The sequence below is a fragment of the Paenibacillus sp. FSL H8-0261 genome (genome assembly GCF_045040645.1).
In the GTDB taxonomy this organism is placed as follows: Bacteria; Bacillota; Bacilli; order Paenibacillales; family Paenibacillaceae; genus Paenibacillus_AQ.
Map to the genome: position 1 here is coordinate 1,567,685 of NZ_CP150297.1, position 24,361 is coordinate 1,592,045.

Annotated in this window: 24 protein-coding genes and 1 pseudogene; 17 read left to right on the forward strand and 8 right to left on the reverse strand. The window is 41.8% G+C overall.

Going from position 1 to position 24,361, the window contains the following annotated elements; translation table 11 throughout:
• The first annotated feature begins 89 nt into the window (after positions 1-89).
• Positions 90-542: an IDEAL domain-containing protein gene (locus MHI27_RS06925; RefSeq protein ID WP_042185792.1), complete on the forward strand. Its 453-nt coding sequence runs from the start codon at positions 90-92 to the stop codon at positions 540-542.
• 92 nt (positions 543-634) lie between these two features.
• On the opposite strand, the gene hemH is transcribed toward MHI27_RS06925, so the two are convergent.
• The gene (gene hemH / locus MHI27_RS06930) at positions 635-1,648 is read right to left on the reverse strand and encodes a ferrochelatase (protein WP_405175900.1); all 1,014 of its coding nucleotides are present in this window, start codon (positions 1,646-1,648) and stop codon (positions 635-637) included.
• A 492-nt stretch (positions 1,649-2,140) separates the two neighbouring features.
• Here hemH and MHI27_RS06935 point away from each other — a divergent pair, with 492 nt between their 5' ends.
• Positions 2,141-4,432, forward strand: a complete 2,292-nt coding sequence (locus tag MHI27_RS06935) for an FMN-binding protein (RefSeq protein WP_405175901.1) — start codon at positions 2,141-2,143, stop codon at positions 4,430-4,432.
• Positions 4,433-4,631: 199 nt separating this feature from the next.
• Positions 4,632-5,588: a 3'-5' exoribonuclease YhaM family protein gene (locus MHI27_RS06940; protein ID WP_042185798.1), complete on the forward strand. Its 957-nt coding sequence runs from the start codon at positions 4,632-4,634 to the stop codon at positions 5,586-5,588.
• A 385-nt stretch (positions 5,589-5,973) separates the two neighbouring features.
• On the opposite strand, the gene MHI27_RS06945 is transcribed toward MHI27_RS06940, so the two are convergent.
• On the reverse strand, positions 5,974-6,612 hold the full coding sequence (locus MHI27_RS06945; protein ID WP_076286301.1) for a 3'-5' exonuclease: 639 nt from the start codon (positions 6,610-6,612) through the stop codon (positions 5,974-5,976).
• A 243-nt stretch (positions 6,613-6,855) separates the two neighbouring features.
• Here MHI27_RS06945 and MHI27_RS06950 point away from each other — a divergent pair, with 243 nt between their 5' ends.
• Entirely contained in the window at positions 6,856-7,473 is a 618-nt protein-coding gene (locus tag MHI27_RS06950) for a DNA-3-methyladenine glycosylase family protein (RefSeq protein WP_405175902.1), read from the forward strand.
• Positions 7,474-7,495: 22 nt separating this feature from the next.
• Positions 7,496-8,200: a DNA alkylation repair protein gene (locus MHI27_RS06955; RefSeq protein WP_076286299.1), complete on the forward strand. Its 705-nt coding sequence runs from the start codon at positions 7,496-7,498 to the stop codon at positions 8,198-8,200.
• Positions 8,201-8,236: 36 nt separating this feature from the next.
• On the opposite strand, the gene MHI27_RS06960 is transcribed toward MHI27_RS06955, so the two are convergent.
• Positions 8,237-8,920, reverse strand: a complete 684-nt coding sequence (locus tag MHI27_RS06960; protein WP_341127441.1) for a PspA/IM30 family protein — start codon at positions 8,918-8,920, stop codon at positions 8,237-8,239.
• A gap of 47 nt (positions 8,921-8,967) precedes the next feature.
• The gene (locus MHI27_RS06965) at positions 8,968-9,186 is read right to left on the reverse strand and encodes a PspC domain-containing protein (protein WP_042185808.1); all 219 of its coding nucleotides are present in this window, start codon (positions 9,184-9,186) and stop codon (positions 8,968-8,970) included.
• Positions 9,187-9,473: 287 nt separating this feature from the next.
• Between MHI27_RS06965 and MHI27_RS06970 the strand changes: the two genes are divergently transcribed.
• On the forward strand, positions 9,474-9,887 hold the full coding sequence (locus MHI27_RS06970; RefSeq protein WP_076286297.1) for a zinc ribbon domain-containing protein: 414 nt from the start codon (positions 9,474-9,476) through the stop codon (positions 9,885-9,887).
• 79 nt (positions 9,888-9,966) lie between these two features.
• Here MHI27_RS06970 and MHI27_RS06975 read toward each other — a convergent pair whose 3' ends face one another.
• A complete protein-coding gene (locus MHI27_RS06975; protein WP_341127442.1) occupies positions 9,967-11,070 on the reverse strand; it encodes an endospore germination permease in 1,104 nt (367 codons plus the stop codon).
• Between the two features lie 145 nt (positions 11,071-11,215).
• On the opposite strand from MHI27_RS06975, the gene MHI27_RS06980 reads away from it, so the two are divergent.
• From MHI27_RS06980 to MHI27_RS07000, 5 genes are all read left to right on the forward strand, one after another.
• The gene (locus MHI27_RS06980; protein WP_042185813.1) at positions 11,216-12,730 is read left to right on the forward strand and encodes a spore germination protein; all 1,515 of its coding nucleotides are present in this window, start codon (positions 11,216-11,218) and stop codon (positions 12,728-12,730) included.
• On the forward strand, positions 12,727-13,950 hold the full coding sequence (locus MHI27_RS06985; RefSeq protein WP_076286295.1) for a Ger(x)C family spore germination protein: 1,224 nt from the start codon (positions 12,727-12,729) through the stop codon (positions 13,948-13,950). Before MHI27_RS06980 ends, MHI27_RS06985 begins: the two co-directional genes overlap by 4 nt.
• A 5-nt stretch (positions 13,951-13,955) precedes the next feature.
• Entirely contained in the window at positions 13,956-14,186 is a 231-nt protein-coding gene (locus tag MHI27_RS06990) for a hypothetical protein (protein WP_042185817.1), read from the forward strand.
• A gap of 302 nt (positions 14,187-14,488) precedes the next feature.
• The gene (locus MHI27_RS06995; RefSeq protein WP_283910738.1) at positions 14,489-15,262 is read left to right on the forward strand and encodes an SDR family NAD(P)-dependent oxidoreductase; all 774 of its coding nucleotides are present in this window, start codon (positions 14,489-14,491) and stop codon (positions 15,260-15,262) included.
• A gap of 466 nt (positions 15,263-15,728) precedes the next feature.
• Complete coding sequence (locus tag MHI27_RS07000; RefSeq protein WP_042185820.1) at positions 15,729-16,088, forward strand: hypothetical protein; 360 nt, start codon at positions 15,729-15,731, stop codon at positions 16,086-16,088.
• 64 nt (positions 16,089-16,152) lie between these two features.
• Here MHI27_RS07000 and nrdF read toward each other — a convergent pair whose 3' ends face one another.
• From nrdF to nrdI, 3 genes are read right to left on the reverse strand one after another with little or no spacing between them, the layout of a single operon-like run.
• The gene (nrdF, locus tag MHI27_RS07005; protein WP_042185822.1) at positions 16,153-17,112 is read right to left on the reverse strand and encodes a class 1b ribonucleoside-diphosphate reductase subunit beta; all 960 of its coding nucleotides are present in this window, start codon (positions 17,110-17,112) and stop codon (positions 16,153-16,155) included.
• A 39-nt stretch (positions 17,113-17,151) separates the two neighbouring features.
• Positions 17,152-19,236 carry a class 1b ribonucleoside-diphosphate reductase subunit alpha gene (gene nrdE / locus MHI27_RS07010; protein WP_405175903.1) on the reverse strand — a complete coding sequence of 695 codons (2,085 nt, stop codon included), beginning with the start codon at positions 19,234-19,236 and terminating at the stop codon, positions 17,152-17,154.
• On the reverse strand, positions 19,223-19,582 hold the full coding sequence (gene nrdI / locus MHI27_RS07015) for a class Ib ribonucleoside-diphosphate reductase assembly flavoprotein NrdI (RefSeq protein ID WP_405175904.1): 360 nt from the start codon (positions 19,580-19,582) through the stop codon (positions 19,223-19,225). Before nrdI ends, nrdE begins: the two co-directional genes overlap by 14 nt.
• Before the next feature lie 481 nt (positions 19,583-20,063).
• Between nrdI and sigK (MHI27_RS07020) the strand changes: the two genes are divergently transcribed.
• The 6 genes and pseudogenes from sigK (MHI27_RS07020) to sigK (MHI27_RS07045) form a co-directional block, all read left to right on the forward strand.
• Complete coding sequence (gene sigK / locus MHI27_RS07020) at positions 20,064-20,765, forward strand: RNA polymerase sporulation sigma factor SigK (RefSeq protein WP_042125228.1); 702 nt, start codon at positions 20,064-20,066, stop codon at positions 20,763-20,765.
• A gap of 334 nt (positions 20,766-21,099) precedes the next feature.
• Positions 21,100-21,255: a hypothetical protein gene (locus MHI27_RS07025; protein ID WP_405175905.1), complete on the forward strand. Its 156-nt coding sequence runs from the start codon at positions 21,100-21,102 to the stop codon at positions 21,253-21,255.
• Positions 21,256-21,494: 239 nt separating this feature from the next.
• The gene (locus tag MHI27_RS07030) at positions 21,495-21,839 is read left to right on the forward strand and encodes a hypothetical protein (protein ID WP_405175906.1); all 345 of its coding nucleotides are present in this window, start codon (positions 21,495-21,497) and stop codon (positions 21,837-21,839) included.
• Positions 21,840-21,894: 55 nt separating this feature from the next.
• Positions 21,895-22,275 carry a DUF5071 domain-containing protein gene (locus tag MHI27_RS07035; protein WP_405175907.1) on the forward strand — a complete coding sequence of 127 codons (381 nt, stop codon included), beginning with the start codon at positions 21,895-21,897 and terminating at the stop codon, positions 22,273-22,275.
• Between the two features lie 63 nt (positions 22,276-22,338).
• Complete coding sequence (locus MHI27_RS07040; protein WP_405175908.1) at positions 22,339-22,731, forward strand: DUF5071 domain-containing protein; 393 nt, start codon at positions 22,339-22,341, stop codon at positions 22,729-22,731.
• A gap of 1,008 nt (positions 22,732-23,739) precedes the next feature.
• Positions 23,740-24,252, forward strand: a pseudogene (gene sigK / locus MHI27_RS07045) (RNA polymerase sporulation sigma factor SigK); the annotation flags it as partial.
• Positions 24,253-24,361 lie beyond the last annotated feature (109 nt).

A 24,361-nucleotide genomic window follows, 5' to 3' on the forward strand; every position in this document is an offset into this window, starting at 1 on the left:
AGCTAATTTTACATTATTGGCATTTAACGAAATTATAGATATCATCAGGTTTCAGGTAACCCAACTAAGAGGGACGAGGTGCATGAGAGATGATCAGACTAGAAACGCAAGACATTCTGAATATTAGCATGAAGCAAATTGCTACTATTTTTAAAATGAAGCCACTTGAGCTGAGATTTGTCACTGATTTTCAGGGTGAGAAATATCTCTTAACTAATGATAAGCTACACCTCAGCAATCAGCAGTACTGGGCGAAGGTTATGGAATGTGTCTTTGATGATCATGTTAGACCTGTGCTAATGTGTGAGGTGTTATATTTCCTGCGTAACGAATTTCTGGAAAGTGATATCAAGATATGCTTCTCTTATGATTATGCAGAGGATGGGAATGGAGAAGCCACTGCAACCGCTGAAGTATCTTTTAATGATTCAGCTGATTTGCAGCCAAGTGAGATTGCCGAGCTGATCGATTTTGCATTGACCTTACAGGACAAGCAATGGTTCCATGAACTGACTACTAAATATAAGCAGCTTACAGCATAAGCATCTTAGTGACCCTTAGATCTTATGAATTGACATAGCAAACCGTCTTTTCTGCAGCAAAGAATATTTGCGGACAAGACGGTTTTTTTGTATTACCAGCCCATGGCATTTCGTTCAACATGCTGAGCTAAAAAATGAAGCCAGTCCTCATGATTATTCAAGCAGGGGAGTGCAGTGAAGTCTTCAGCATGTCCTCCTCCAGCCACAAATTGCTCGCGCCCTTCTATGGCTAGCTCGTGCAGCGTTTCCAGACAATCCGTTACAAGTCCCGGTGAGAAAATCAAAGGTTTATGAATTCCGCGTTCCGCTAGCTTTCCCAAAACATCTGCTGTAGAGGGACCTACCCATTCTTCGCGTCCGAAGCGTGATTGAAAAGTAAGCTGCCAGCGTTCAGGCTCCCAATTCATAGCTGAAGCGAGAAGACGCGCAGTTTCCATACATTGCTCTGGATAGGGATCGCCTGTATCTGCATATCGTTTTGGAATCCCGTGAAAGGTCAGTACAAAAAAATCAGGATTAGAGCTCAGAAGTTCCATTTGCTGCAGTAAATGCGACTTCATGGCTGAAATATAACCGGGTTCATTATAATAGGCATCCATAAATCTGAGAGCAGGAATAAGGCGCTTTGTTACCGGTCCAGTGGAGCTTTGGCGTCCTAGTGCAGCGAAACTAGCTTGATCGAAGACAGATGCCGTCGTAGTGGACGAATATTGCGGGAATAGCGGCACAATGATGATGCGTGTGACTCCGTTAGCTTCCAATGTGTTCATCGCTTGTTCCATACTTGGTTCGCTATATGCTAAGCCAAGCTCTACTTGATACCGTGAACCTAGAAGCGCTTGCAAACCAGATCGCTGAGCTAATGAGTGGAAGAGTAAAGGTGATCCTTCTGTTGTCCAGATTTGTCTGTACAGCTCAGCCGACCGCCGAGGACGTGTACGCAGAATAACGCCTCGCAGCAGAGGTTGCCAGAGCAGTGGTGAATAATCTATGATTCGGCGGTCGGATAAAAAACGTTTCAGATAAGGACGTACCGCCTTTGCAGTAGGTGCAGTAGGTGTGCCAATTTGGGCGAGAATAACTCCAATAGGTGGCTGTTTGTTCAAAGCTTTGAACTCCTTTCCCATGTTAGAGATCGTTCTAAAATAACATATCTATTCTTGGATACACAATAATCGAGATCACGTTATCTACTTTGGGAATAGGAAGTGGGTGTATTTGTTTGGAGAAAATAATGAAAAATCACATTTATGAGCAAATAGTGATGTTTCTTATAGGGTATGTGATTTTAGATACAGAGGAATTGCGGAAAAGTTTGGTAGTATCAAACCAGAAATTGATTGAAAAAGCGCCTTCATTTTTTTCTGATATTATATGTGAATTATTTCACCTTTGATGCGGTTTATTGTAAAAAGGAATGAATAGATTTAAGGCATTATTTTTTTGGAAAGTGATGGTTCGCGCATAGGCATGAGAGGGGGGATGGGTTCTTATGAAGAGAGATGTAATGCTTCATAAGAAGAGAAGGGGCGCCGTGAAAGGTAAGTTTGGTTAAGAAAAGCTATATATCACTGGGGACTTGGTAAAGGAGAATTTTATTGAAAAAACTAATTTCTTTAACGATTAGCGCGGCAATATTGTTAGCGCCATTTGCTTACACACTTAATGTGCCTGCTTTGAACTTGAAGGTGGATGCAGTATCCGCAGCTTCTGAAGAAGCGGATGCACCAGCAGCTAAACCAACAGCAAAACCAGCAGCAACAGCAAAACCAGTAGCAACACCAAAGCCAACAGCAAAACCAGTAGTAACACCAAAGCCAACAGCAAAACCAGTAGAAACACCGAAAGCAACGGTAAAACCAGTAGCAACACCAAAGGCAACAGCGGCACCAGCAGCAACGACAAAACCAGCTACAACGCCAAAAGCAACCGCTGCTCCTGCGGCTACAGTAGTTCCAGCAGCGACTGTTAAGCCTGTACCTACAGCATTGCCGGTTACAGTTAAGGAAAATGTATATCAAGATGGGGTTTACGTAGCGTATGGCGATGCTTACTCCAAAGGTACCGAAGGCGCTAAGATCGAAATTAAAGATGGAAAAATTACTAGCATTGATCTCCTGAGAACCAGCCCTAAGCTGATCGACAGAGATGCTCGTAACAATTATAGCGCTTTATGGCAAGCTTATGGATTGATGACGAATAAATTGATTGGCAAGACAAGAGATGGAGCAGCTGCAGTAGATGCTGTTTCGGGAGCAACACGCTCTAGTAATGGATGGAAATTGTCTGTAGACAGAGCGTTTGAAAGAGCTCTAACAGTGAAAGATACAGATGCAGTTTACTTTGATGGTGTTCATATGGGCATAGATCCTACAGGTAAATATGCAGTATTTGCAACCTACGAATCCAATAAGCTCACAGCTGTTAAAGTGTACCCGCTGAACAGTGCTGGTGATTTCGTGGATGAGAAGGCCTACACAGCTGAGCAATCCGCAGCAGTTGCAGCTATAACACCAGCATTGCTGGCTAAAGGAACAGCTGCAGAGCCTGTTGCAGGACTCGAAGCCGACTTTAAGGCTGCGATTAATGCTTTCTGGGATGCTGAGCAGAATGCAAAGATTAACAATACTTCTGCTTATGTAGACGGATTCTATTCCTCTTATGGGACTGCAAGAAGTGTTGGTGTTGAAAGAGCTGACATCGTGATCCGCAACGGTAAGCTAGTGGATGTGAAGCTGTTCAGACTTGGGAACAACCTCATTGACAGAGGTGCAACGGCTTATGCAGAAGTTGTAAAAGCTAATGCTCCGATGACAGCTAAGTTGCTTGCTAATGGATCTTACTTCGCTAACTATGATGAGAAAGTAGATGGAATTTCTGGCGCTACAGAAAGCAGTCACGGTTGGAACCAAGCCGTAGAAAGAGCTTTCGAGAAAGCACTGAAAGTTCCTGGTGAAGTTAAATATTTTGACGGAAAATTCGCAGGTGTAGATAACCAATCTAAAGTATTACTGCTTGTTGATGTTGCTTCAGATGCAGTTACAAACATTAAATTAAGCTTGTTCGGAGCTGACGGCAAGCTGATCGCTGATGACAAACTAAGTGCAGAACAAAAATCGCTGGTGGGTACACTTACTTCAGGATTACTTGAAAAAGGTGTGCAAATGTCCGATATCACAGGTCAAGAAGAGCTATCCGCAGCTGCCAAAGCTGCTCTGACTGATGCTTTGACTAACGCATCCAAAGTTCAAGGAACCTATAAAGACGGAACCTTCACTGCATTTGGTGATGCCTATGATAAAGGAACAAACAGAGCAGACGTTACACTGCGTAACGGTAAGATCGTAAATGTTGCTTTGTATCGTGTAGGAATGAATCTTGTGGATAGAGGCAAAGCTGCTTACCCAGAGGTGGTAAAAGCAATTCCGCAATTGACTTCTAGCTTCCTTGCAGCAGGTACTAGAGAAGCTGTGCAAGATGTAGACGCTGTTTCCGGTGCAACTAGTAGTAGTGTAGCTCTCAAGACTGCGGTGGATAGAGCATACGGGAAAGCTGAAATTGTTGAAGCTAACAAAGCGGCTTACTTCGATGGAATCTTCATTGGTGTAAGTACGGATAAGCTTGTAAATGTGATGACGTATGTAGAACATGGCGTTCCTGTTAAAATGCTCGTTTACTATTTAGATAAAAACGGAAGTACAAGAACGGTCAACCAGTTGACTGACGCTGAGCTGGCTGTGAAGAGCGAGATTGAGTCGACTTCAACGGGCTATAGTTTACACAAGTATGGATATCGTGCAGCAGCCTTCGGAAATAATGATGCTGAGAAAGAAGTATCTGCTAAAGTGGTAGAAGCTATTAAATCAGCACTTGAATCCGCTGGTAAATAAGCAATTTTCAATCAATAGTTAATCTATAAAGGGGGTTATTCTAGAGCCATATTATGGCCTGTGGAGTAACCTCCTTTATCTACCTGTACATAAAAATGAAAATAGATCGTATAGTGATTTAAAGGGATTTTGGACGTGAGTGTCTAAAGTTTAATATAGAGAGCAGGTACAAAGCCTGTTATTAATAGGAGGCTTCAACATGACACAAATTAAACAGCTCGCTCCACAGGATGAATTTGTTGGCTTTTATCTCTTAAGAGAGCTGGCGATCAAACAAACGAACGGTACTCCTCCAAAGGATTATTTCGACCTAGTCTTGGGGGATTCCAGTGGACAATTGTCCGCGAAATATTGGGATGCCAGCACAACCGATAAAGAAACTTTTTTTCCTATGGCACTGGTGAAGGTTCGCGGGATTGCGCACACTTATCGTGAGAAATTGCAAATCAAAGTAACCAAAATCAGATTGGTGAACGATGAGGATGGCGTTGCGCTAACGGATTTTATTCGCTCCGCTCCTATTCGTCCAGTAGACCTTATTCATACGATTAAAGGGGTTATGGCAAGCATCACAGATCCGGAGATTGCCTCGATTGTCTCCTTTTGTGTAAGCAAAGTGGAAGAGAAATTGATGCATTATCCGGCTGCCAAAACGCATCACCATGCTTATTTTGCCGGACTTGCTTATCATATGGTTCGCATGCTGGAGATCGGGGATTTTCTGTGCAAGCAGCGTCCGTTCTTGAATCCAGATTTAATGAAGGCTGGAATTATTCTGCATGATATCGCGAAGCCGGAGGAGATGATCTCTCAGCTCGGAATTGTCTCAGAATATAGCGTTCAGGGTAAGTTGATTGGTCATATCTCGATGGCATCTAACTGGATTACAGAAGCGGCCATCCGCTTAGACATTGATTTGAATTCGGAGAAGGTTCTGGCGTTACAGCATCTCGTATTATCACACCATAACCTGGGCGAATGGGGCAGTCCTGTTCAGCCGCAAACGGCTGAGGCCGTAGCGCTGCATCATATTGACGCGATGGATGCGAAGCTGCAGATGGTCGAGGATGCGCTGGATACCACACCAGAAACGGAAGAATGGACGCCATTCATCAGAGGACTGGAGAATAAAGCAGTTTATCGGATGAAGATCTAGTGTGTTGTGTTGATCTTGGTTGGTGATCTGGATGAACCGATAGGATGTTCACTGATCGCTGATAAAATATACGGAATTCTTCCCTATAATTAGCACGATAAGGGTCTATTCGAAGTCATTATACGGAATTTCTCCTTAAAATTTTTATGAAATGCTTCATTTACACCCGAACCTTATGAATTATAGGGATAAATTCCCTATAACTCTGTCGTATAGGGCGTAAATTTAGAATTACAGGGAGCTATTCCCTATAATGACCAGCAAGGTTAGATTTCTTCGTAGTGAATGAATCGACTTGTATGCTATATTCCCCCATCTATGCAAAACACCCAACCAGCTGTAATGAGCCTGTTGGGTGTTTTTTGCTAAATAACTTAATAGTTTCTTACAAATAGAAGTTTTTCGTTCTTTGATTGTTCACAGGTTTCTTAGCAGGTTTACTCTTTCGAGCAGAAAAAGGAGTGTACCCACCAGCAAACATTGTTCCGCTAGTATATCCTTGGCTGCTGGAGAGCAAAAGCGGGTCAAGATGTGATTCTCGCTCCATAAGCATTAATAGAACCAAGGCAGCTGCGCGCGCGTCATCGAGAGCGTCATGGTGCTTCAGCTCAATGCCGAAATGCTCGGATACTACATTAAGCTTATGAGAGGGAAGCTCGGGCAGCATTTTTTTGCCTAATAAATAAGTACATAAGTATTGAAAGCTCGGATAGCTTATGGACATCCCATCGAGGCAATACCGCAGTACACTCATATCAAAAGCGGCATTGTGCGCTACAACAATTCGTCCGTGCAGCAAAGGTTCAACGGTGGGCCATAATTCGTGGAAAGTAGGCTGACCGATTACCATGGAGGGGGTGATGCCATGTATCGAAATGTTCATGCCGTCAAACCGCTGTTGCGGATCGATCAGCCAAGAATGTTCTGCTGTGATTACGCCATCTTTAACTTCCACAAGTCCCAAAGCACAGGCGCTGGATCGACTGGAATTCGCCGTTTCAAAGTCAATTGCTATAAAGTCCATTCGTAAAGCTCCTCATCTATCATATATACATTCATATTAAAGTAGTAAAATGATAAATACAATCTAGTACAAGTTACATATAGTAGTTGAGTAAAAATATGAATTCCCGCCATAACCATCTACCCGAGTAGAAATGTTGTGGCTTTTTCAAGTTTCGTTATCTTGCTATCCTATTCAAGAATCCGTACACTGCAAAATAGATGTTGTATATTATTGTTAAGCTCAGATACGGGAGGAAATACTTTGGGAGCTGTAATCACTAAAATTTTTGAATATGGGCAAGCAGAAATCGATTACCTCGGAAGTGTGGACCCAGTGCTAGGTGCGGCGATGGCGCGAATGGGGAAAGTGGAACGTGTGATTATTCCGGATCTTTTCACCGCGCTTATCTATGCCATAGTAGGTCAGCTAATATCAGTCAAAGCAGTTCGAACTATCTGGACAAGAATGCAGGCTCAGTTCGAAGAAATAACTCCGCAGCAGCTAGCTATACACACAGCGGATGAGATTCAGGGTTGCGGCATGACGATGAAAAAGGCAGTTTGCATTCATGACATTTCCAAGCTGATTGCTGATGGGGAGTTTAAGCTGGAGGAATTATATGGATTGTCCGATCAAGAGGTTATTCAAAGACTCATGAAGTTAAAAGGCATCGGTATGTGGACAGCAGAGATGATGCTAATCAATTGTATGGAGCGCCCAGATGTAGTTAGTTGGGGGGATATCGCCATTCGTCGCGGCATGATGAAGCTGTATGGGCTTGATACGCTTACCAAAAAGCAATTCGAACAATACCGTCTCAAGTACTCACCACACGGTTCGGTAGCTTCCATATATTTATGGGAGATTTCATTTCAATAATTAATACGTAGGGAGCACTATAGTGGACAAAACAATAAAGGAACAGCTAGTGGAGTTGGCAGATGCGGATTACCAGAAGTTTTCTGCGGCTTTACTTCCGACGATCGATAATGTGATAGGAGTCAGGCTACCGGAGCTGCGTAAACTGGCCAAAACCATTGCAAAGGGTGACTGGAGAGCCTATTTGGAGCACGCCGACTCTGATTTTTTTGAAGAGGTAATGCTGCAAGGTATGGTACTTGGTTATGTGAAGGCAGATCCTGAAGAAATTCTGCATTATATTGCGGACTTTATTCCTAAAATCGATAACTGGTCGGTATGTGATAGCTTTTGCACAGGGCTGAAGTTTACCTTGAAGAATAAAGAGCAGATGTGGGACTTTATAGTGCCGTATCTGTTATCTGACAAAGAATATGAGATTCGATTTGCGGTTGTAATGATGCTTAATTTCTTTATTGAAGAAGCGTACATCAGTCGGATTCTACAACTACTCGATAAGGTTAGACATGAGGGGTATTATGTGAAAATGGCGGTTTCTTGGGCGCTATCGATGTGTTATGTGAAGCTGCCTGCGGCTACGATAGATTATTTGAGAACTAACACTTTAGATGATTTCACCTATAACAAGGCTTTGCAGAAAATCACAGAGTCTTACCGAGTAGATCCGGAATCGAAAAAAATGATTCGCGGGATGAAGAGGAATAGAAAAAACAAGCCCCTTATATAGCTCAGTAGCTGAGAAATAAGGGACCTGTTTTTATATTTATTTTTTGTCGGTATTGATTTTCCGGTTGCGGATACGTTCAATTTCATCATCAACAGCACTACGAAGGGTGGGATCAATGGACGAAGCTACGCCTGCACCTGAGTTGGATTTATACTTGGAGTTTTCCGCCAGAGCTTCCCACTCGAAAATTTTCTCTTCCATTCGTTCGAAGCCACGTGAAGCGGTACCCACATTCGGTCCTTTTACACTGTTACTATGAGGAGCTGAGCTTAGTGTTTCTGTAGCTTGCTGAGCACGAGCGATAAGTTCAGTTCTTTTCGCTTTAAGGTGTTCGCGCTCTTCTTTAGCTCTAGCGATGTTGATCTCCAGCTCTGCCAGGGATTGCTGAGTTTGTGCCTGACTATTGATACTCTCATCCAGCTGTTCTGTATACCGCAGCTTGGCCATGAGTGCAAGGCGTGCTCTTTCTTCATTTCCTTGCTCAACCGCCTGAACAGCTTCAGCTTCGCTTTGATCTATCAGCTGAGTATATTCTTGCTTACGGCGTTCCAATACACTCGCTGTAACTTTTAAATCACGTTCATTGCGTTCTGCCGTAGCTATTTCGTTCTCAAGATCGCGTAGATACTGACCCGTCAGTAGCACTGGGTTTTCTAATTTGTTCAGACCTTCGTGTAGGGCAGCTTTAGTAAGGGTGGAAATTCTTTTGAATAAACTCATGTTATATCTCTCCTTAGTATGTTTGATTGGTACTAAATGACGATCTGTTAATAGAAATCATGTCCATCCGAAAAGCTGCCAAAAGGTTCTTTAGGGACGATGATGCTGGCGATAAAGTAAAAGATAAGTACGGTACCGAAGCTGAAAAGTGCTGCGGCAACAGTTACGAGACGGAGAATTGTGGCATCGATGCCTGACCAACTGGCAAGACCTCCGCATACACCACTAATCTTCTGGTCACTTCTGGAACGATATAATTTTTTCATTTATTATTGTCATCCTCTCTAATGGGGGGGATTGTGTTTAAATCTTGCAACCCGCTTGCTTATGTACTCATTGTATAGCCTTTTTAAATGCGGCAAAACGGCCTGAAGGCGGTTTTATATACCAGACCTGAGTCGAGGTTCGTTCCCGCAGGAAGGCGGGGGAAATAAGTTCATGATTGTGGATGAACTACAAATCCCGGTTGAAGTTAGGTACAATAAAGAGAGGAATACTTGTGGTGGTGTCGAAATATGCTTATATATGACTACTACGGAATAGGGGGCTGAATATGAGCTTTTTTAACAAGGTAAAGGCAGGCGTGAGCGAGGCTGGCAATAAAGCAAAGACAGTGGTGGAGATCAACCGTTTGAAATTACAGAACAACAGCAAGCAGAATGACATTGACCAGCAGTATCAGGTAATGGGTAAACTGTTGTTTGAAGCTGTAACACAAGGAGCAGGACCATTGCCGAGTGAGCAGATCGAGAAGAATATTTCCCGTATTCTTGAACTGAAATCGGAGATTGAGGTCAATCTGCAGCAAATTGCGGGGTTGTCCGATGTGAAGCAGTGTAAAGCATGCGGTGGCAATGTGGCAATCGAGGCTCGCTTTTGTCCGAGTTGCGGATCAACTTTTGAAGTGGCTCAAGAGCCAATTCGTGATGTAACACCATCGTCGATTACTTTGGATAAGAAGGAATAAAGCTACTGCATGTAAGAAATTCATGAACAAAAGGACAGCTTAATAGCTGTCCTTTTTTTATTTTTAGGAGAGAAGTCGTTTAAACCTTGGCAGCAAAACGTTTTTTTAAATAATACACAATTAGCAACATAAGCGGCAGAACAAATGCACAGGTGAAATCCCAATCTACCCAGTAGGTGGGGATTTCCTTTACATAAAAAATGATGTCTTTGGCAATCAGTTGTGACATACCAAATAACAAAAATCCAGTGGGTAGGATCAGAGGACGGTGGCTTTTGAGTTTAAATAATTGGGCTGTACCTAATGTTAAAGCATAATAATAAATGGCTGTTTTGAAGTATGTGCTGATAATCCATGCAGTAGCCATAAGCGCTTCAATACGTTGCAGAGAATTAGCAATATTAATTTTTTGAGCAAGAATATAAGCGGCATAAAATTGATGTTCAGAAGCGTAAACACCAAGAACGGTAAGGGAAAAAAATAAGATGAGGTTAAGTCCGAGAGCTCCGATGATCAAGGCTATGAAAATATCCCGGCTTGTTTTGCTATTCTTCTGAGCATATGGATATACCATAAGAAACACGCATAATTCACCAAAAGGATAAAAAACACCATACATCAAAGTATGGAGCATGTCCGGTACTGGTGTGTTCATAATGGGGTATAAACGTTCCATTTTGACATCGGGAGTCAGCAGAAGCAGCAGACCGATCAAAAAAACTGCAAACAGAGGGAAAAAAAGCTGAGCTGCCCGTCCCAATGTTTCCAGACCCAGTCGTACACCATATACCAGCAGGAAAATGGCCATAAAACGGATAACCCCACCGGGTGTCTTCTCGTAAATCTGTGTACACATGAAATCTTCAATTTCTCTTATGTAAGTGGAAGCGGCAATCAGGAAGAACACTAAATAGAACAAGGCTACAGCCGTTCCGGCCCATTTTCCTAGGATTTGTAGGCTAAGCTCGATAATATTCTTGTTTGGTTCAATGTCTGCTAAGCAGAGCAACAGTTTTATGGTCGCTAGGCCCAAGGGGATACTAATCAAAGCAGCAATCCATGCATCTTGTTTCGCTCCTGATATCATTAACGCTGGATACACAAGCGCCATATCCCCAATAAATGTGAATAGCCCGAGTATAATCATTTGATTGGTACTAATTCGATCTTTCTCCAAACTCATATACCCCCTCAAATTTATTGGACTAGTTTTAGTATGGTTGTAGTTACCAGAATTATGCCATTCACGAATTTTAATCAGAAAGGAATAATTATCAAAATTAACATCAAACTATACTCATTAATCTAAGTGAAGTGGAGGCTACATCGTGAAAAGTTCGGAGACGGGTACACTATCAAACCGATTGAAAACCAATATTGATCAGTTGAACGGATTGCTGGGCGGAAGTTCTGATGTAGTGATAAAAGAGTTGCAGATAGAAGAAAATACTAATATTTCTTTGATTTACATAGATGGTCTTGTGGATACTCAGGTACTGCATAATTCAATTTTGTATTCTTTGCAGGAACATATTCCTTATGAACAGCTGGGAAAGCTTGAGCCCGAGCAGAAGATTGAGATTATTAAGAAACAGATATTAATAGCCGGTGATCTAACCGTTATCGTTGATTACAGCCAATTTGTACACGAATTGCTGTCCGGTAGTGTAATGCTGCTGCTCGATGGGACATCCACCGCTCTCCGGATCGGCTTACCAGGCTGGGAAGATCGCAATGTAGGTGAGCCCAGTTCCCAATCGGTTGTTCGAGGTCCAATGGAAGGATTCACTGAGAATTTACGGACGAATACGGCACTGGTTCGGCGGAAAATAAAAGATAGCCATTTATGGCTGGAAACCGTTCAGATCGGAAGGGTAACTCAAACCAGCGTATCCATTATGTATCTAAGCAACATCGCGAATAAGGAGTTGGTGCAAGAAGTAAAACGCCGTCTGAATAAAATTGATACGGACAGTATTCTCGAGAGTGGATATATTGAAGAATTTATTCAAGAGACGGTATTTACACCATTTCCTACCGTATACAACAGTGATCGTCCAGATACGATTGCAGCAGGCATTTTGGAAGGAAAAGTGGCCATTATTGTTGATGGAACTCCTTTTGTACTTTTGGTACCCACATTTTTTGTGGCATTTTTTCAGTCTGCTGAGGATTATTACCAAAGGGCTGATATTGGTACATTGCTGAGATTAGTTCGTTTTATTTCATTTTTTATTACTTTGCTTGCACCTTCATTGTATGTTGCGATAACTACGTATCATCAGGAGATGATACCGACCAATCTTGTAATTAGTTTAGCTGCCCAGCGGGAGAGTGTTCCTTTTCCTGCTTTTGTCGAGGCGCTGATCATGGAAATGACTTATGAGATTTTGCGGGAGGCCGGGGTGCGGATACCCAAAAATATTGGACAGGCGATTTCCATTGTCGGAACGTTGGTGATAGGGCAAGCAGCAGTTGCAGCGGGTTTTATTTCATCTGCAATGGTCATTATTGTATCGCTTACAGCCATTTCTAGCTTTGTTATTCCGGAGACAGGAATGTCTATAGCTGCGCGGATGATCCGTTTTGTGCTTATAGCTTTGGCCGGATTTATCGGATTATATGGAATTCTATTCGGTATTTTTATCATCGTACTGCATTTGTCGAGTTTGCGTTCTTTCGGAATGCCTTATATGAGTCCGCTCGGACCTTATAATTCAAAAGACTTAAAAGACTCTATCTTTCGCTTTCCGTGGCCTTTTTTAAAGACAAGGCCTGCTGAGAACAAGACGCAGAACCTATTTCGTCAAAGTACTTCTAGTGATGAGGAATCAACGCAATGAATAAAAAATTAGTTAGAGGCGTTCTCCAATTGATGATAGCTCTCCAATTTACGTTAGTGCTAAGTGGCTGTTGGGAGAGAAAGGAGCTGAATGAGGTAGCCTTTGTCCTGGGGTTAGGGATCGACAAGGCTGAAACGGGTTATACAGTTTCGATGCAGGTCGTTATTCCATCTGCGATTTCCTCACAATCGTCTGGAGGAGGGGGAGGCACTGGAGTTCCAGTGGTTGTTTATAAATTTACGGTACCTACGTTTTATGATGCACAACGTAAGTTGAATCTGGATAGTTCCAGGACGAGTTATCTTGGTCATATCCGGGTGTTGGTTATTGGGGAGGAACTTGCCCGCTCCGGAGTGGGCGAGATACTGGACGTATTTAAAAGAAGTAGGGAAGCTCGAATGGATTTCTACGTTATGGTTGCCAGAGATACAACCGCCAGCGATGTCTTGAATGTCCTTACACCTATGGATAAATTACCAGCGAACAAATTATTTAGTTCCCTAGATAATTCTTATAAAGATTCAGCAAAAACAGTCGCTGTCACGCTGGATGATTTTATTGAAAATTTATTGGCTGAAGGTGAACATCCTGTACTGACCGGAGTGGAAGTTATGGGAGATCCCAAAGAGGGGGGAGATAAAAGCAATGTAGAGCGAACAATGCCTAAGGCGAGATTGGAATACCATACTGTAGCTGTGTTCAGAAAAGACAAACTGATCGGTTGGCTAAACGAGGGTGAAACGATTGGTTACAATTATATCAACGATAAGGTAACCTCACATTCTGGCTCGATAGCAGGGGAAGACGGAAAGCCTATTGTTATCGAAGCGATCCAGGCTTCAACCAAACGCAAAGTGAAAATTATTGATGGGGAGCCGCATATTTACCTTGACGTTAAGACGCTTTGCAACATTGAAGAAGTGCAAAGTACAGAAAATTTGGAATCGGAAAGCACCATAAAACGTTTGGAAAAGGAAACAGAGGAGCGGATTATAGAGCGGATGCAAAACACTGTGGAGCAAGTAACTAATCGCTTCAATGTTGATATTATGGGATTTGGACAATCGATCTACCATGCCAGTCCTAAAGCCTGGACAAAGCTACAGCAAAAAAAAGGCGACGATTACCTCAAATCATTGCCCATCCATTATAGTGCCTCAGTAGTTATTAATCGCGTAGGTCTCACAGATAATTCTTTTCTTGAAAAAATCAAGGAGTGAGTCGAATGGTGTTATTGTTTTTTTTGGTGCTTGCTGTAGGTTGTATGGCACTTGATTTGCCTAAATTAGTGCGAAAGCGCCGAGTACGTGATCTTAGCGTATATTTTATATTTTGGATTTTGGGACTTGGCGCGACCGTATGTGCGTTGTTAAAATTGAACATCCCGAGTCCTTTGTTTCTGATTATTCTTATCTATAAGCCAATAAATAATTTATTTGGAGTATGGTTTCATTAACAACGACGGATTTACAAATTATCAAACCCCTTAGAATAAGCATCGGATAAAACTTCTGGTTTATCTGATGAAATTCTAAGGGGTGTTTTTTTATGACTATCAAAACCAAATTCTCAATTGTTGTAAAAGTAGATTAAAATATTCATTGCTATATACAATTAAATACAATAAAGTTGTCATATAGAGGATAATTTTGTCGATTTTTCTGCAAAAATGTTCCAATCCATATTGCATCAGGCGATATTAGGGTCTATGAGGTTCGAATCCTCCTCCTGAAAAAGACATAAGAAAGTGGTGCGCATATGAGTAGCAACAGATTTGAGAACAAAGTAGTTATTATTACAGGTGCAGGTACCGGAATCGGAAAAGCTACAGCCTTAAGAGTAGCGAGAGAGGGCGGTACTGTAGTAGTTGCCAATCGATCAGATGCTGGCGCTAACACAGTTGAGGAAATTAAGGCTCTAGGTGGGGAAGCGATGTTTGTTCGGTCAGATGTTTCTCTCGAAGCAGACTGCAAAAATATCGTAGATCAAACATTAGCAGCTTATGGAAAAATTGATTGCCTATATAATAACTCAGCAATTACAGGAGACAATACGGATGTTATAGACTATGATCCGTTGTTGTTTCAAAAAGTGATTCAGACAAATCTCACTAGCCAATTCTACATGTTGCATTATACATTACCTCATATGAAATCTGGAGCTTCCGTTCTAAACTGCTCCTCTTTGCATGGTATTTTTATCGGGATGGCCAATGATGCAGCTTATTCAGCAAGTAAACATGCTATTGTGGGGATGACTAAATCAGTTGCCAAAGAAGTGGGTCACCGTAACATTAGAGTAAATGCCCTTTGCCCAGGACCTATCCCTACACCAACCATGAACAGATATGAAAAGCTGTTGTCTGATGATGTAGAGATGCTTCAATCTCTTATCGCTTCTGGAACGGCTCTGGGTAGATACGGTACGCCTGAGGAAGTAGCTGCGTTTGCATGCTTCCTACTAAGTGATGAGGCTTCGTTTATTACAGGTACAGCACATGTGATTGACGGGGGCTATTCCGCAACAAAGTAATCACGGATTGATTTACTTATATAACAACTAATATATAGTATTAAAGGCTTTGCGGCGTATTCTGATTCCAAAAACCTGAAGGATGACTGGATTGGAATCGGAAGTCGCACGCAGAGCCTTTTTTAGTTGTCTAAAAAAACAGATTCTTCGTATGTTGGCAAATTGAATGGTTGCAAGAGACAGCAGATACACAAAAATGAATGAATTAAGGAAAATATGACCATGGATATGTTGGAATTTGTAGAAATTTGTATTTTAATATAAATAAAAAAAGAAATTTGTCGATAATAATATAGGTAATATGTATTAGTTAATATTCTAGAAAGGGTGTTGTTATAAAAACGATACAGGAAGTAGATGTCGTCGCCCTGAAAAAGCCTGGGGCGGGTATTTTTTGTCTGTGAAGTTACATACATTTCATCTCTATTATTAAAAAATAACGTTAAAACTTGGAGGAAAAATAATTATGTCATACACAATTAAGTACAACCAAAATGAGAACCATATCGATGTAGTATCTATTGATTTTTCAGCTGAAGATGTTCCAGGATACCTGAAAGATTTTGAAAATATCATGAAGCTTGTTAAACCTAAATTTACAGGAACAACTGATGTAACTGATTCTAAAAGTGTACTTACTCCTGAGGTTGCAGCTATGCTAGCCCCTACTGGTGCGATGGCGAGTGAAGCTGGTCAAGCAGGATGGGCTTATGTAACTAAAAACCCAATTTGGAAGATGCAATTGAAACGTATTTTTGGTAGAGATTTTGCAGATGCTTACGATACCTACGAAGAAGCTAGAACATACCTGAAAAGCTTGCAATAATCTAATCTTACAGTTAGCAAAAAGTGCGGAGAATTTTCTCCGCACTTTTTTGCTTTATCTATATTTAAAATTGAAAATCTTCATCTTTCAGCGGTTCCACGTTAAGCGCCCGGACGTATCCGTTACCTTTTTTCGAGAAGAAATCATGCTGCTTGGTGTGGGTACTGATGCCATTCTGAACAATCGGGTTGATCTCTTCCTCGTCGAATAGCGGATCATGCCCCAGATTCATCATGGCTTTGTTAGCATTGTATCTAAGGAAGGTCTTGACCTCGTCCACCAGTCCGATGGGAGCGTAGATCTGCTCGGTATAACGTTCTTCATTCTCATGTAGCAGTCTAAGGAGGTCTACCAGCTTCTGGTGTAGCTCACGCTGCTCGTCATCTGGTAGCCCGTCAAAGATCTCCTGCGCCAGCACACCGACATATACGCCATGGATGCTCTCATCCCGCAGAATAAGGTCGATGATCTCACCGCTGCATGTCATTTTGCCTTGGCCAGCTAGATAAAGCGGGTAGAAGAAGCCACTGTAGAACAAGTAGCTCTCGAGCAGCACTGAGGCTGCCATGGCAAGGTACAGATCTTTGGGTGAATCTATTTTTTTGTAATATTGTGATATGGTCTCTGCCTTGAACTGCAGATAAGGGTTCTCTTCAACCCAGCGGAACACACTGTCAATCTCCTCTGTGGAGGACAAAGTGGTGAAAATGCTACTGTACGATTTGGCGTGAATCTGTTCCATCATGCCCATAAAGCCAAGCACAGCCTTGCGCTGAAGACCTTCGACATGCTCCATAATCTGCGGCATACCTACTCCGCCTTGAATCGTATCCAGCAGTGTGAGTCCGCCGAGTACCTTCATATAGGAGTCCTTTTCTTGCTCACTGAGCGTGAGCCAGGACATTTTATCATCGGATAATGGAATTTCATCGTCCGTCCAGAATTGCATAATGTTCTGATTCCAGAACATCAATGAGAAATCGTCGTCAGGACGGTTCCAGTTAACGGCTTGGATAGCGGTCATAATATGGCAATCTCCTTTTCTGCGGCTATAGCCTTCCAGTTAGATCGAGCAGGTGAGGCATTCCTCAACAGACAGCTTTTTGGTCCGGGTGTAATACAGCGACTTCAGGCCTTTATGCGCCGCGTACAGATAGGAACGGGCCAGTTCTCTGGTTGAGACATCACTGTTCACATGCAGAACGGTCGAGATGCCCTGGTCGATATGGGGCTGAATTTCCGCGATCAAATCGATCACCTTGAACTGATCCATTTGGTAAGCCGATTTATAGAAAAATACATTGTCTGGACGCAGGTACGGCATTGGATAGTAAGTCGTCGAATTAGCATAAGTCCGTGTCTCAATCTGCTCTACAATAGGCATAACGCTTGAAGTAGCATTTTGAATATAGGAAATGCTGGCTGTCGGTGCAATTGCCAAACGGTAAGCATGGTACAGCCCATTTGCTTTTACTGCATCCTGCAGTTGTTCCCAGTCCGCAGGGGATGGGATGAAAATATCTCCGAACAACTCTTGTACTCTTGGCGTTACAGGGCGGTAATCCGTAGTCAGGTAACGCTCGAAATAAGCTCCTGTAGCATAATCAGAAGCCTCAAATCCATGGAAAGACCGGCCGGTTGCAGCAGCGATCTCCATGCTTTTCTCCAGTGAATGGTAGTTCATGGTCATGAAGAAGGTCCGGACAAAATCGCGAGCCTGTTCGCTCTCATAAGCGATCTTGTTCTTGGCCAGATAGCCGTGCAGATTCATGACACCGAGACCGACGGAGTGCATCTCTTTGTTAGCTTTGGCTACGCCTGGGGCATTAGAGATGCTGGTCATATCGCTGACTGCAGTCAAGGCGATCATACCTTCATGTACCGATTCACGGATTTTGCCATGCTCCATCACGTTGACAATGTTTAAGGAAGCCAGATTGCAGCTTACATCACGGCGGATGGTATCTTCCTGTCCGTAGTCAGCAATTTCTGAGGTCTCCTGCAGCTGGAAGATTTCCGTGCAGAGGTTGGACATTTTGATCTGTCCAACGTTTTTCAGGGCATGAGCCTCATTGGCGTTGCTCTTGTTCATAATATATGGATAGCCAGATTCCAGCTGGATCATGGCGATTTTGGTCAGCATATCCCGTGCGCTCATGGCCTTTCTCTTTTTGACACGTGGATCGGCTAGCAGCTTATCGTACATTTCATCCAAATCCATGTCATCAAGATGCGTGCCATAAGCCTTGTACACACTGTAAGGGGCAAATACATGGAGCGGTTCATTGTCCTTCGCCAGCTTATAGAAGCGATTCGGAATGATCAGGCCGATGGACAGGGTTTTGAGTCTTGTTTTTTCGTCGGCGTTGATCTTCTTACTGTCGAGAAATTCAAGAACATCCCATCCAAAAATGTTGTAGTAGGCGGCTCCAGAACCTTTACGTTGACCCATCTGGTCAGCATAGGAGAAGCCGTCTTCCATCAGCTTGAGCACAGGTATAATGCCCTTCGCCGCATCCTCGACACCCTTGATTGTCTCTCCGCGGGAACGGAGCTTGGACAGGTTGACAGCCACACCACCGCCGATCTTCGACAGCTGCATGCAGGTATTGAGCACATAGTTGATCGAATTAAGCGAGTCGTCCATTTCGATAAGGAAGCAGGAGACAAGCTCACCGCGACGGCTCTTGCCGGCATTTAAGAAGGTTGGGGTCGCTGGCTGCAGACGCTGCTCCATCATCGAACGGGCAAGCATGCCGGCAGTAGCGGCGTTGCCGCGTCCAAGATGAAGGGAGACTGCCGCCACACGGTCCGGATAATGCTCCAGATATTGCTTGCGGTCATTGCTTTTTACAGCGTAATCCGTATAGAACTTCGAAGCTGCCATATAGGATGGAAAGCTGAAGTTGTAAGAATGGGTAATTTGGTAGACATCTTCAATCTCAGCCAAGCTGTACTGTTCGTAAAAATTTTCGTAGAAATCCTGTTCAATCATATAATCAACCTTGGCTTTTGTATTCGCAAAAACCAGGCTCCGCCGTTCTACATCCCGCATAAATTCGGCTACTGCCTCAAGGTCTTTATCCAATTGAAAGAAACCACTTTCGTCTCTCTTCATCAACATGTTGTTTAGTTCAATATGCCGCAACTCGGCTCACCTCCTGTTTAATTCGTTCCACATCACCAAATGTGCCCGATAGCTCAAATTTACCGATAACTGGTACATTGTACCGATCTGCAATCAAGTCTGCGCTATGCGCGAACAGCTCGCCCCAGTTCTTGTTGCCGCTGGCGGCGATGCCTTTCAAATTGGAATAATTGTTCTTCAAGAAAGCAGACACCTTCTCTGGAATCTGTCCAAAGCCGGTGGTATATGTAATAAGCACATAGGGCTCGTCAATGGTCATATGCTCTTCAATCTGCACAGCTGGCAGCTTAAGCTTACCAATGAAGCGTTTGACGTTTCCGGTTTTTGAATCGTATGCGACTAGCATGGAGTCTCTCCCCCTGTATATATTACTGTAAAGATTGAATAGATAAGCTATAAATACTGGAAAATCATATGCATACTATATTTAGTGTGCGTTGTTTATTTTAATCACTATATGTTGAAAAGTCAACATGAAAAGTGCATCCTAACTAGTTGGAAATTGGTCTAGTAAACGCTCTATTAAAGTGTTAATATCACGAAAATACGCAGGTTGGAGCGGTTTGCTAAGGCAGCTGTGTTGTTTTTTGTGATGGATCTTACTGCATCTTTTTTATCATGACAAATTAGCGTCACTCCGTTGAGCAGAACTGGGAGCAGATGGATGAGGACATTAATGAAGCTAAAGCGGAGAGACTAACAATGGGTTTGTACAATTTCCCCCGTACATGCACTTCTAGGCATCTACCCACATACAATAAGATGACCATGAACCCGTAAGGCTAACAGATCGGTTTCATTGTACAAGTGCGGGAGGTGTCGCCAAGTTGCCTGGATTCTTAAGTACGATCGCGTTGCTAATCAAAGAACTGACGTTGCTGGTATCCTACGTAAGGAACAACGCATTTCCACAGCCGCTCTCGGAGCAGGAGGAAAGCAAATACTTAGGCATGATGGCTGAAGGGGATGCTAAAGCCCGAAATTTGCTTATCGAGCACAATTTGAGACTTGTCGCCCATATAGTAAAAAAATTCGACAACACCGGAGAAGACATGGAGGATTTAATCTCCATCGGCACGATCGGCCTGATCAAAGCCATTGAGAGCTACCGTCCGAACAAAGGGACAAAGCTGGCCACTTTTGCTGCCCGTTGTATTGAAAATGAAATCCTGATGCACCTTAGATCACTAAAAAAGACTCGTAAAGATGTATCTCTGCACGATCCAATTGGGACAGACAAGGAAGGTAATGAAATTACACTTATCGATATTCTTGGCTCCGAGGCTGATGATGTCATTAAAGAGGTCGATCTCAAGATCGAGAAGAGCAAGATTTACCGCAACCTTGATATTCTGGATGACCGGGAAAAGGAAGTTGTCGTTGGTCGATTTGGATTGGATACAGGCGGGGAAGAGAGGACGCAGCGGGAGATTGCGAAGGAGCTGGGGATTTCGCGGAGTTATGTGTCGCGGATTGAGAAGCGGGCACTCATGAAGCTGTATCATGAGTTTTATAAGGCGAAGCGGTAGGGTCTTAGATAATAACTAAAGATTCACTATACAGTGTTTTAAAAGCGACTTGCCAACAGGGGAGTTGCTTTTTTGTTAATCAAGTAGTTGGGATAAATGAACATAAAAAAAGCATATTTAGAAAATTAACTTTTTAACTGCTGAGGGGTGTTATTATGACATACAAAGAAATTTATGATCTACATATTCAATTGTTACATGTATATGAGAACAATGAAAAGCACCAAGGTCCATATCAGACACAAATCGACCTGCTGAGAGTATTATGCAATGTCCGAACCGGATGTCAAGGCACTTTTCTAAAAATACACGGGCTAGGTATTATAATCCGAGTATGGGGCGATTTTTAAATGAGGATACGTATGAAGGGGAGATTGATAATCCGCTGAGTCAGAACCTTTATATTTATGTGCATAATAACCCGTTGATATATACTGACCCGACGGGGAATTATTGTGAATCAGCCGTTGGGAAGTTTTTCACATCCTAAAGGATGTACTAATCTTGATAGTATTTATGTACCAGATAGAATCAAAGATAAACATCCTAATAAATCAACTTCTCAACTTGTAAATATTTATAACTAAGAAAAAGAAACAAAAGTAGCTTTGGCTGGAGCAGTCATATTAAGAAATGAAGTTGCTCTACCTTTTCCAGGAAGTTCTTCTGGATCGATAATTAAGGGGTTAACCCAAATAGCGGGGACCATTGTGGCAACAAGTTTAGTGGTTGACTCAGCCAATAAAAATCGAGTTAAAGAAGGAACAATTATTTACAGATCTTCAGTATCAGTTAACTCCAAGGCCAGTAACTGATGAAAACGGGCTCTCCTTTTTTACTTATATTATGGACAACAATAATAAAGCGGTTATGACAACGGTAGAGGCAGTGAAGAAAGAGGGAGTGTTTTTAATAGAAAAATATCCCAATAATCCTAAACACCACCTTATTTCCACAAAAGATCCATATGAACACCAACTTTGGATGAATTCAAAAACAAATGCTAATAATGATCCATACTATTTAACAGGAATACTAATGAAAATATCAGTTCCAGTCCAAGTTCAAAAATAGTTTTAGATTTGATTGAAAAAATGAATTTTTTACCAAAAAGGGAGGGGAATCAATTATGGGGAATTTACCTCTAAGTAAAATGGATTATGAGAGTATTAAAAAATTAAAGCAATTAAATAAAAATGATCTTTTAGATCTGATTGAAGGGTTATCGATATATTTAAAGGATAGGAATTTTCCTATATTTGAAGATGTTGTGGAGTTATTACTTAATTTTAATAAGGAACTTATTCCTTTCATCAATAGGATATTCGAAGGGGAGGAAAGTGATTGGAAATTAAATGTTTTAGAATATTTATTGCCTCAGTATCCTATTGGAGTTCTTATTGAACTAGAAGTCAGTTTAATCAAGCTTGTTGAAACCCCAACTACATTAGATAGGGAATTAGAAGTTGATATGGCTGCTAAGGAAGTGTTAAAAAAAATTCAGGCTTAAGGATGGAACCACGGCTAGTTATTTCAATAGACTTTTCTTCATATTCGCTGTAGGAGGATAAAGATGGAGATCAAAAGATTAATCCCGAAAGATAAAATGGACATCGAGTCAGTAAATAAATTAAAAGCATTGGATATAAATTTATTTAAACCGATTATTCCTGATTTATTAGAGTGGACTGCAGATGCAAATTGGCCTACTACAAAAGAAATTGGGAAGTTGCTGCTTCCGTTAGGCAGGGAATTAGTTCCTCATCTCAGGAAAATTTTCGCTTCTGATGATGACTGTTGGAAATATTCAATACTTGTAAAGTTGGTTATAAATCTACCGAAATCTGTATTATCGGAGATGGAAGCTGATCTTAAAAGATTAGCCTTTAACCCAACTGAACGTGAAAAACAAGAATTAGTCGACGAAGAGGCAGCAGATATTTTGTCACTTCTATATCAAACATGAAGTATACTGAGGAGTGATTTCCTATATTTCAATATGCAAGGCATGTTTATTGTTTTATCAATAGATGATACTCTTGCATCTTGAAAATATTCTAGATAATATGCACGATAGTTATGAAAAAAAACAACAAAGAAATTAGTTTCACCTATACGTTATTAGAACGTAAGAATTAGGTCATGGCTATGTTATTCAAGCTTTAGATTCATTAATAAACATGAAAAAAGGAAGAGGCGGTACAGTTAAACTCGCTTCTTTTAAAGTCATAGAACAAATTCAAAAAAAGAAATATACTTGCAACCACCTTGTGACTAACAATCGTAGGGTGGTTTGTTTTTTAGATCATTTCTTGCCCATAACCTCTTCACACCCAATCATAATCAAGCATTTGATTATGATTGGGTGTGAAGAGTAATAGTCCACAGACAAATTAAAAGCTTACAATTGTAGGAAACTTTTTAATTTATGTCATACGATATTAAGAATTTTTTTGTTTGTTTCTTTTTTGCCCTCTTATAGATATATTGTTCTGTTTTTTCTACACGTGTTGAAAAATTGATATATCATCTCTTAGTCTTTCCTGTGGAGATTCATTAATCAAAAATATGTCTGTAATTTCTAACAATGAAAATGGAGCTACCAGAGGTTTATCCTGAGCTCAGTAACTAAAGATCCTTCTGGCATATGCTGTGGATGTAGTGAACTATACGGAATTGGCGAAACATGGGATTTATGATCTTACAACCTTTCAGAAGGTCCAAGCCGGACAAATGACTCCGCTCCTGCCGCCAAAAACCAAACAAGCCTGATGCGAAACCGCATCAGGCTTGTTTCTATCTAAGATCTATCCTCTTATTTGGAGATTCCTCACTCCATTGTGCACAATATCCAGGTTGAAGTAGACTGCTAGGCAGTCCCCCGGGAGTACATCCACATTTTCCCGGATGGCGGAAATGTGTTTGTATCAAATCACTCTATATAGGTACTCTGTTAATGACATCATATCATGTCCATAACCTCAAGAAATTCGATAACACCGGAGAAGACATGGAGGATCTCATCTCCATCGGAACAATTGGCTTAATTAAAGCCATTGAAAGCTACCGTCCGAACAAAGGGACAAAGCTAGCTACTTTTGCTGCCCGTTGTATCGAAAACGAAATCCTGATGCACCTTAGATCGTTGTAGAAAACACGGAAAGACGTATCTCTGCATGATCCGATTGGGACAGACAAGGAAGGTAACGAAATTACACTCATCGATATCCTTGGCTCCGAAGCTGATGATGTCATTAAAGAAGTAGATCTGAAGATCGAAAAGAGTAAAATCTACCGCAATCTTGATATTCTGGATGATCGGGAAAAGGAAGTTGTGGTTGGGCGGTTTGGATTGGATACAGGTGGGGAAGAGAGGACGCAGAGGGAGATTGCGAAGGAGCTGGGGATCTCACGGAGTTATGTTTCGCGGATAGAGAAGAGAGCGCTCATGAAGTTGTATTATGAGTTTTATAAGGCGAAGCGTTGATTTGAAAATTTAGGATAATAACCTGTAGGGCTGAGATATTAATATCTCAATCCTACAGGCTATTTGTGTTTCTGTATCATATGAAAATATAGGGAATCATCGTAGGGAT

Bases quoted from the DNA above. Each gene is read 5' to 3' on its own strand.
- MHI27_RS06925 (WP_042185792.1), top strand. From the start codon at position 90: ATGATCAGACTAGAAACGCAAGACATTCTGAATATTAGCATGAAGCAA.
- MHI27_RS06940 (WP_042185798.1), top strand. From the start codon at position 4,632: ATGACACAAATTAAACAGCTCGCTCCACAGGATGAATTTGTTGGCTTT.
- MHI27_RS06945 (WP_076286301.1), bottom strand. From the start codon at position 6,612: ATGGACTTTATAGCAATTGACTTTGAAACGGCGAATTCCAGTCGATCC.
- MHI27_RS06960 (WP_341127441.1), bottom strand. From the start codon at position 8,920: ATGAGTTTATTCAAAAGAATTTCCACCCTTACTAAAGCTGCCCTACAC.
- MHI27_RS06965 (WP_042185808.1), bottom strand. From the start codon at position 9,186: ATGAAAAAATTATATCGTTCCAGAAGTGACCAGAAGATTAGTGGTGTA.
- MHI27_RS06970 (WP_076286297.1), top strand. From the start codon at position 9,474: ATGAGCTTTTTTAACAAGGTAAAGGCAGGCGTGAGCGAGGCTGGCAAT.
- MHI27_RS06975 (WP_341127442.1), bottom strand. From the start codon at position 11,070: ATGAGTTTGGAGAAAGATCGAATTAGTACCAATCAAATGATTATACTC.
- MHI27_RS06985 (WP_076286295.1), top strand. From the start codon at position 12,727: ATGAATAAAAAATTAGTTAGAGGCGTTCTCCAATTGATGATAGCTCTC.
- MHI27_RS06990 (WP_042185817.1), top strand. From the start codon at position 13,956: ATGGTGTTATTGTTTTTTTTGGTGCTTGCTGTAGGTTGTATGGCACTT.
- MHI27_RS06995 (WP_283910738.1), top strand. From the start codon at position 14,489: ATGAGTAGCAACAGATTTGAGAACAAAGTAGTTATTATTACAGGTGCA.
- MHI27_RS07000 (WP_042185820.1), top strand. From the start codon at position 15,729: ATGTCATACACAATTAAGTACAACCAAAATGAGAACCATATCGATGTA.
- nrdF (WP_042185822.1), bottom strand. From the start codon at position 17,112: ATGACCGCTATCCAAGCCGTTAACTGGAACCGTCCTGACGACGATTTC.
- nrdI (WP_405175904.1), bottom strand. From the start codon at position 19,582: ATGCTAGTCGCATACGATTCAAAAACCGGAAACGTCAAACGCTTCATT.
- MHI27_RS07025 (WP_405175905.1), top strand. From the start codon at position 21,100: ATGGGGCGATTTTTAAATGAGGATACGTATGAAGGGGAGATTGATAAT.
- MHI27_RS07035 (WP_405175907.1), top strand. From the start codon at position 21,895: ATGGGGAATTTACCTCTAAGTAAAATGGATTATGAGAGTATTAAAAAA.
- MHI27_RS07040 (WP_405175908.1), top strand. From the start codon at position 22,339: ATGGAGATCAAAAGATTAATCCCGAAAGATAAAATGGACATCGAGTCA.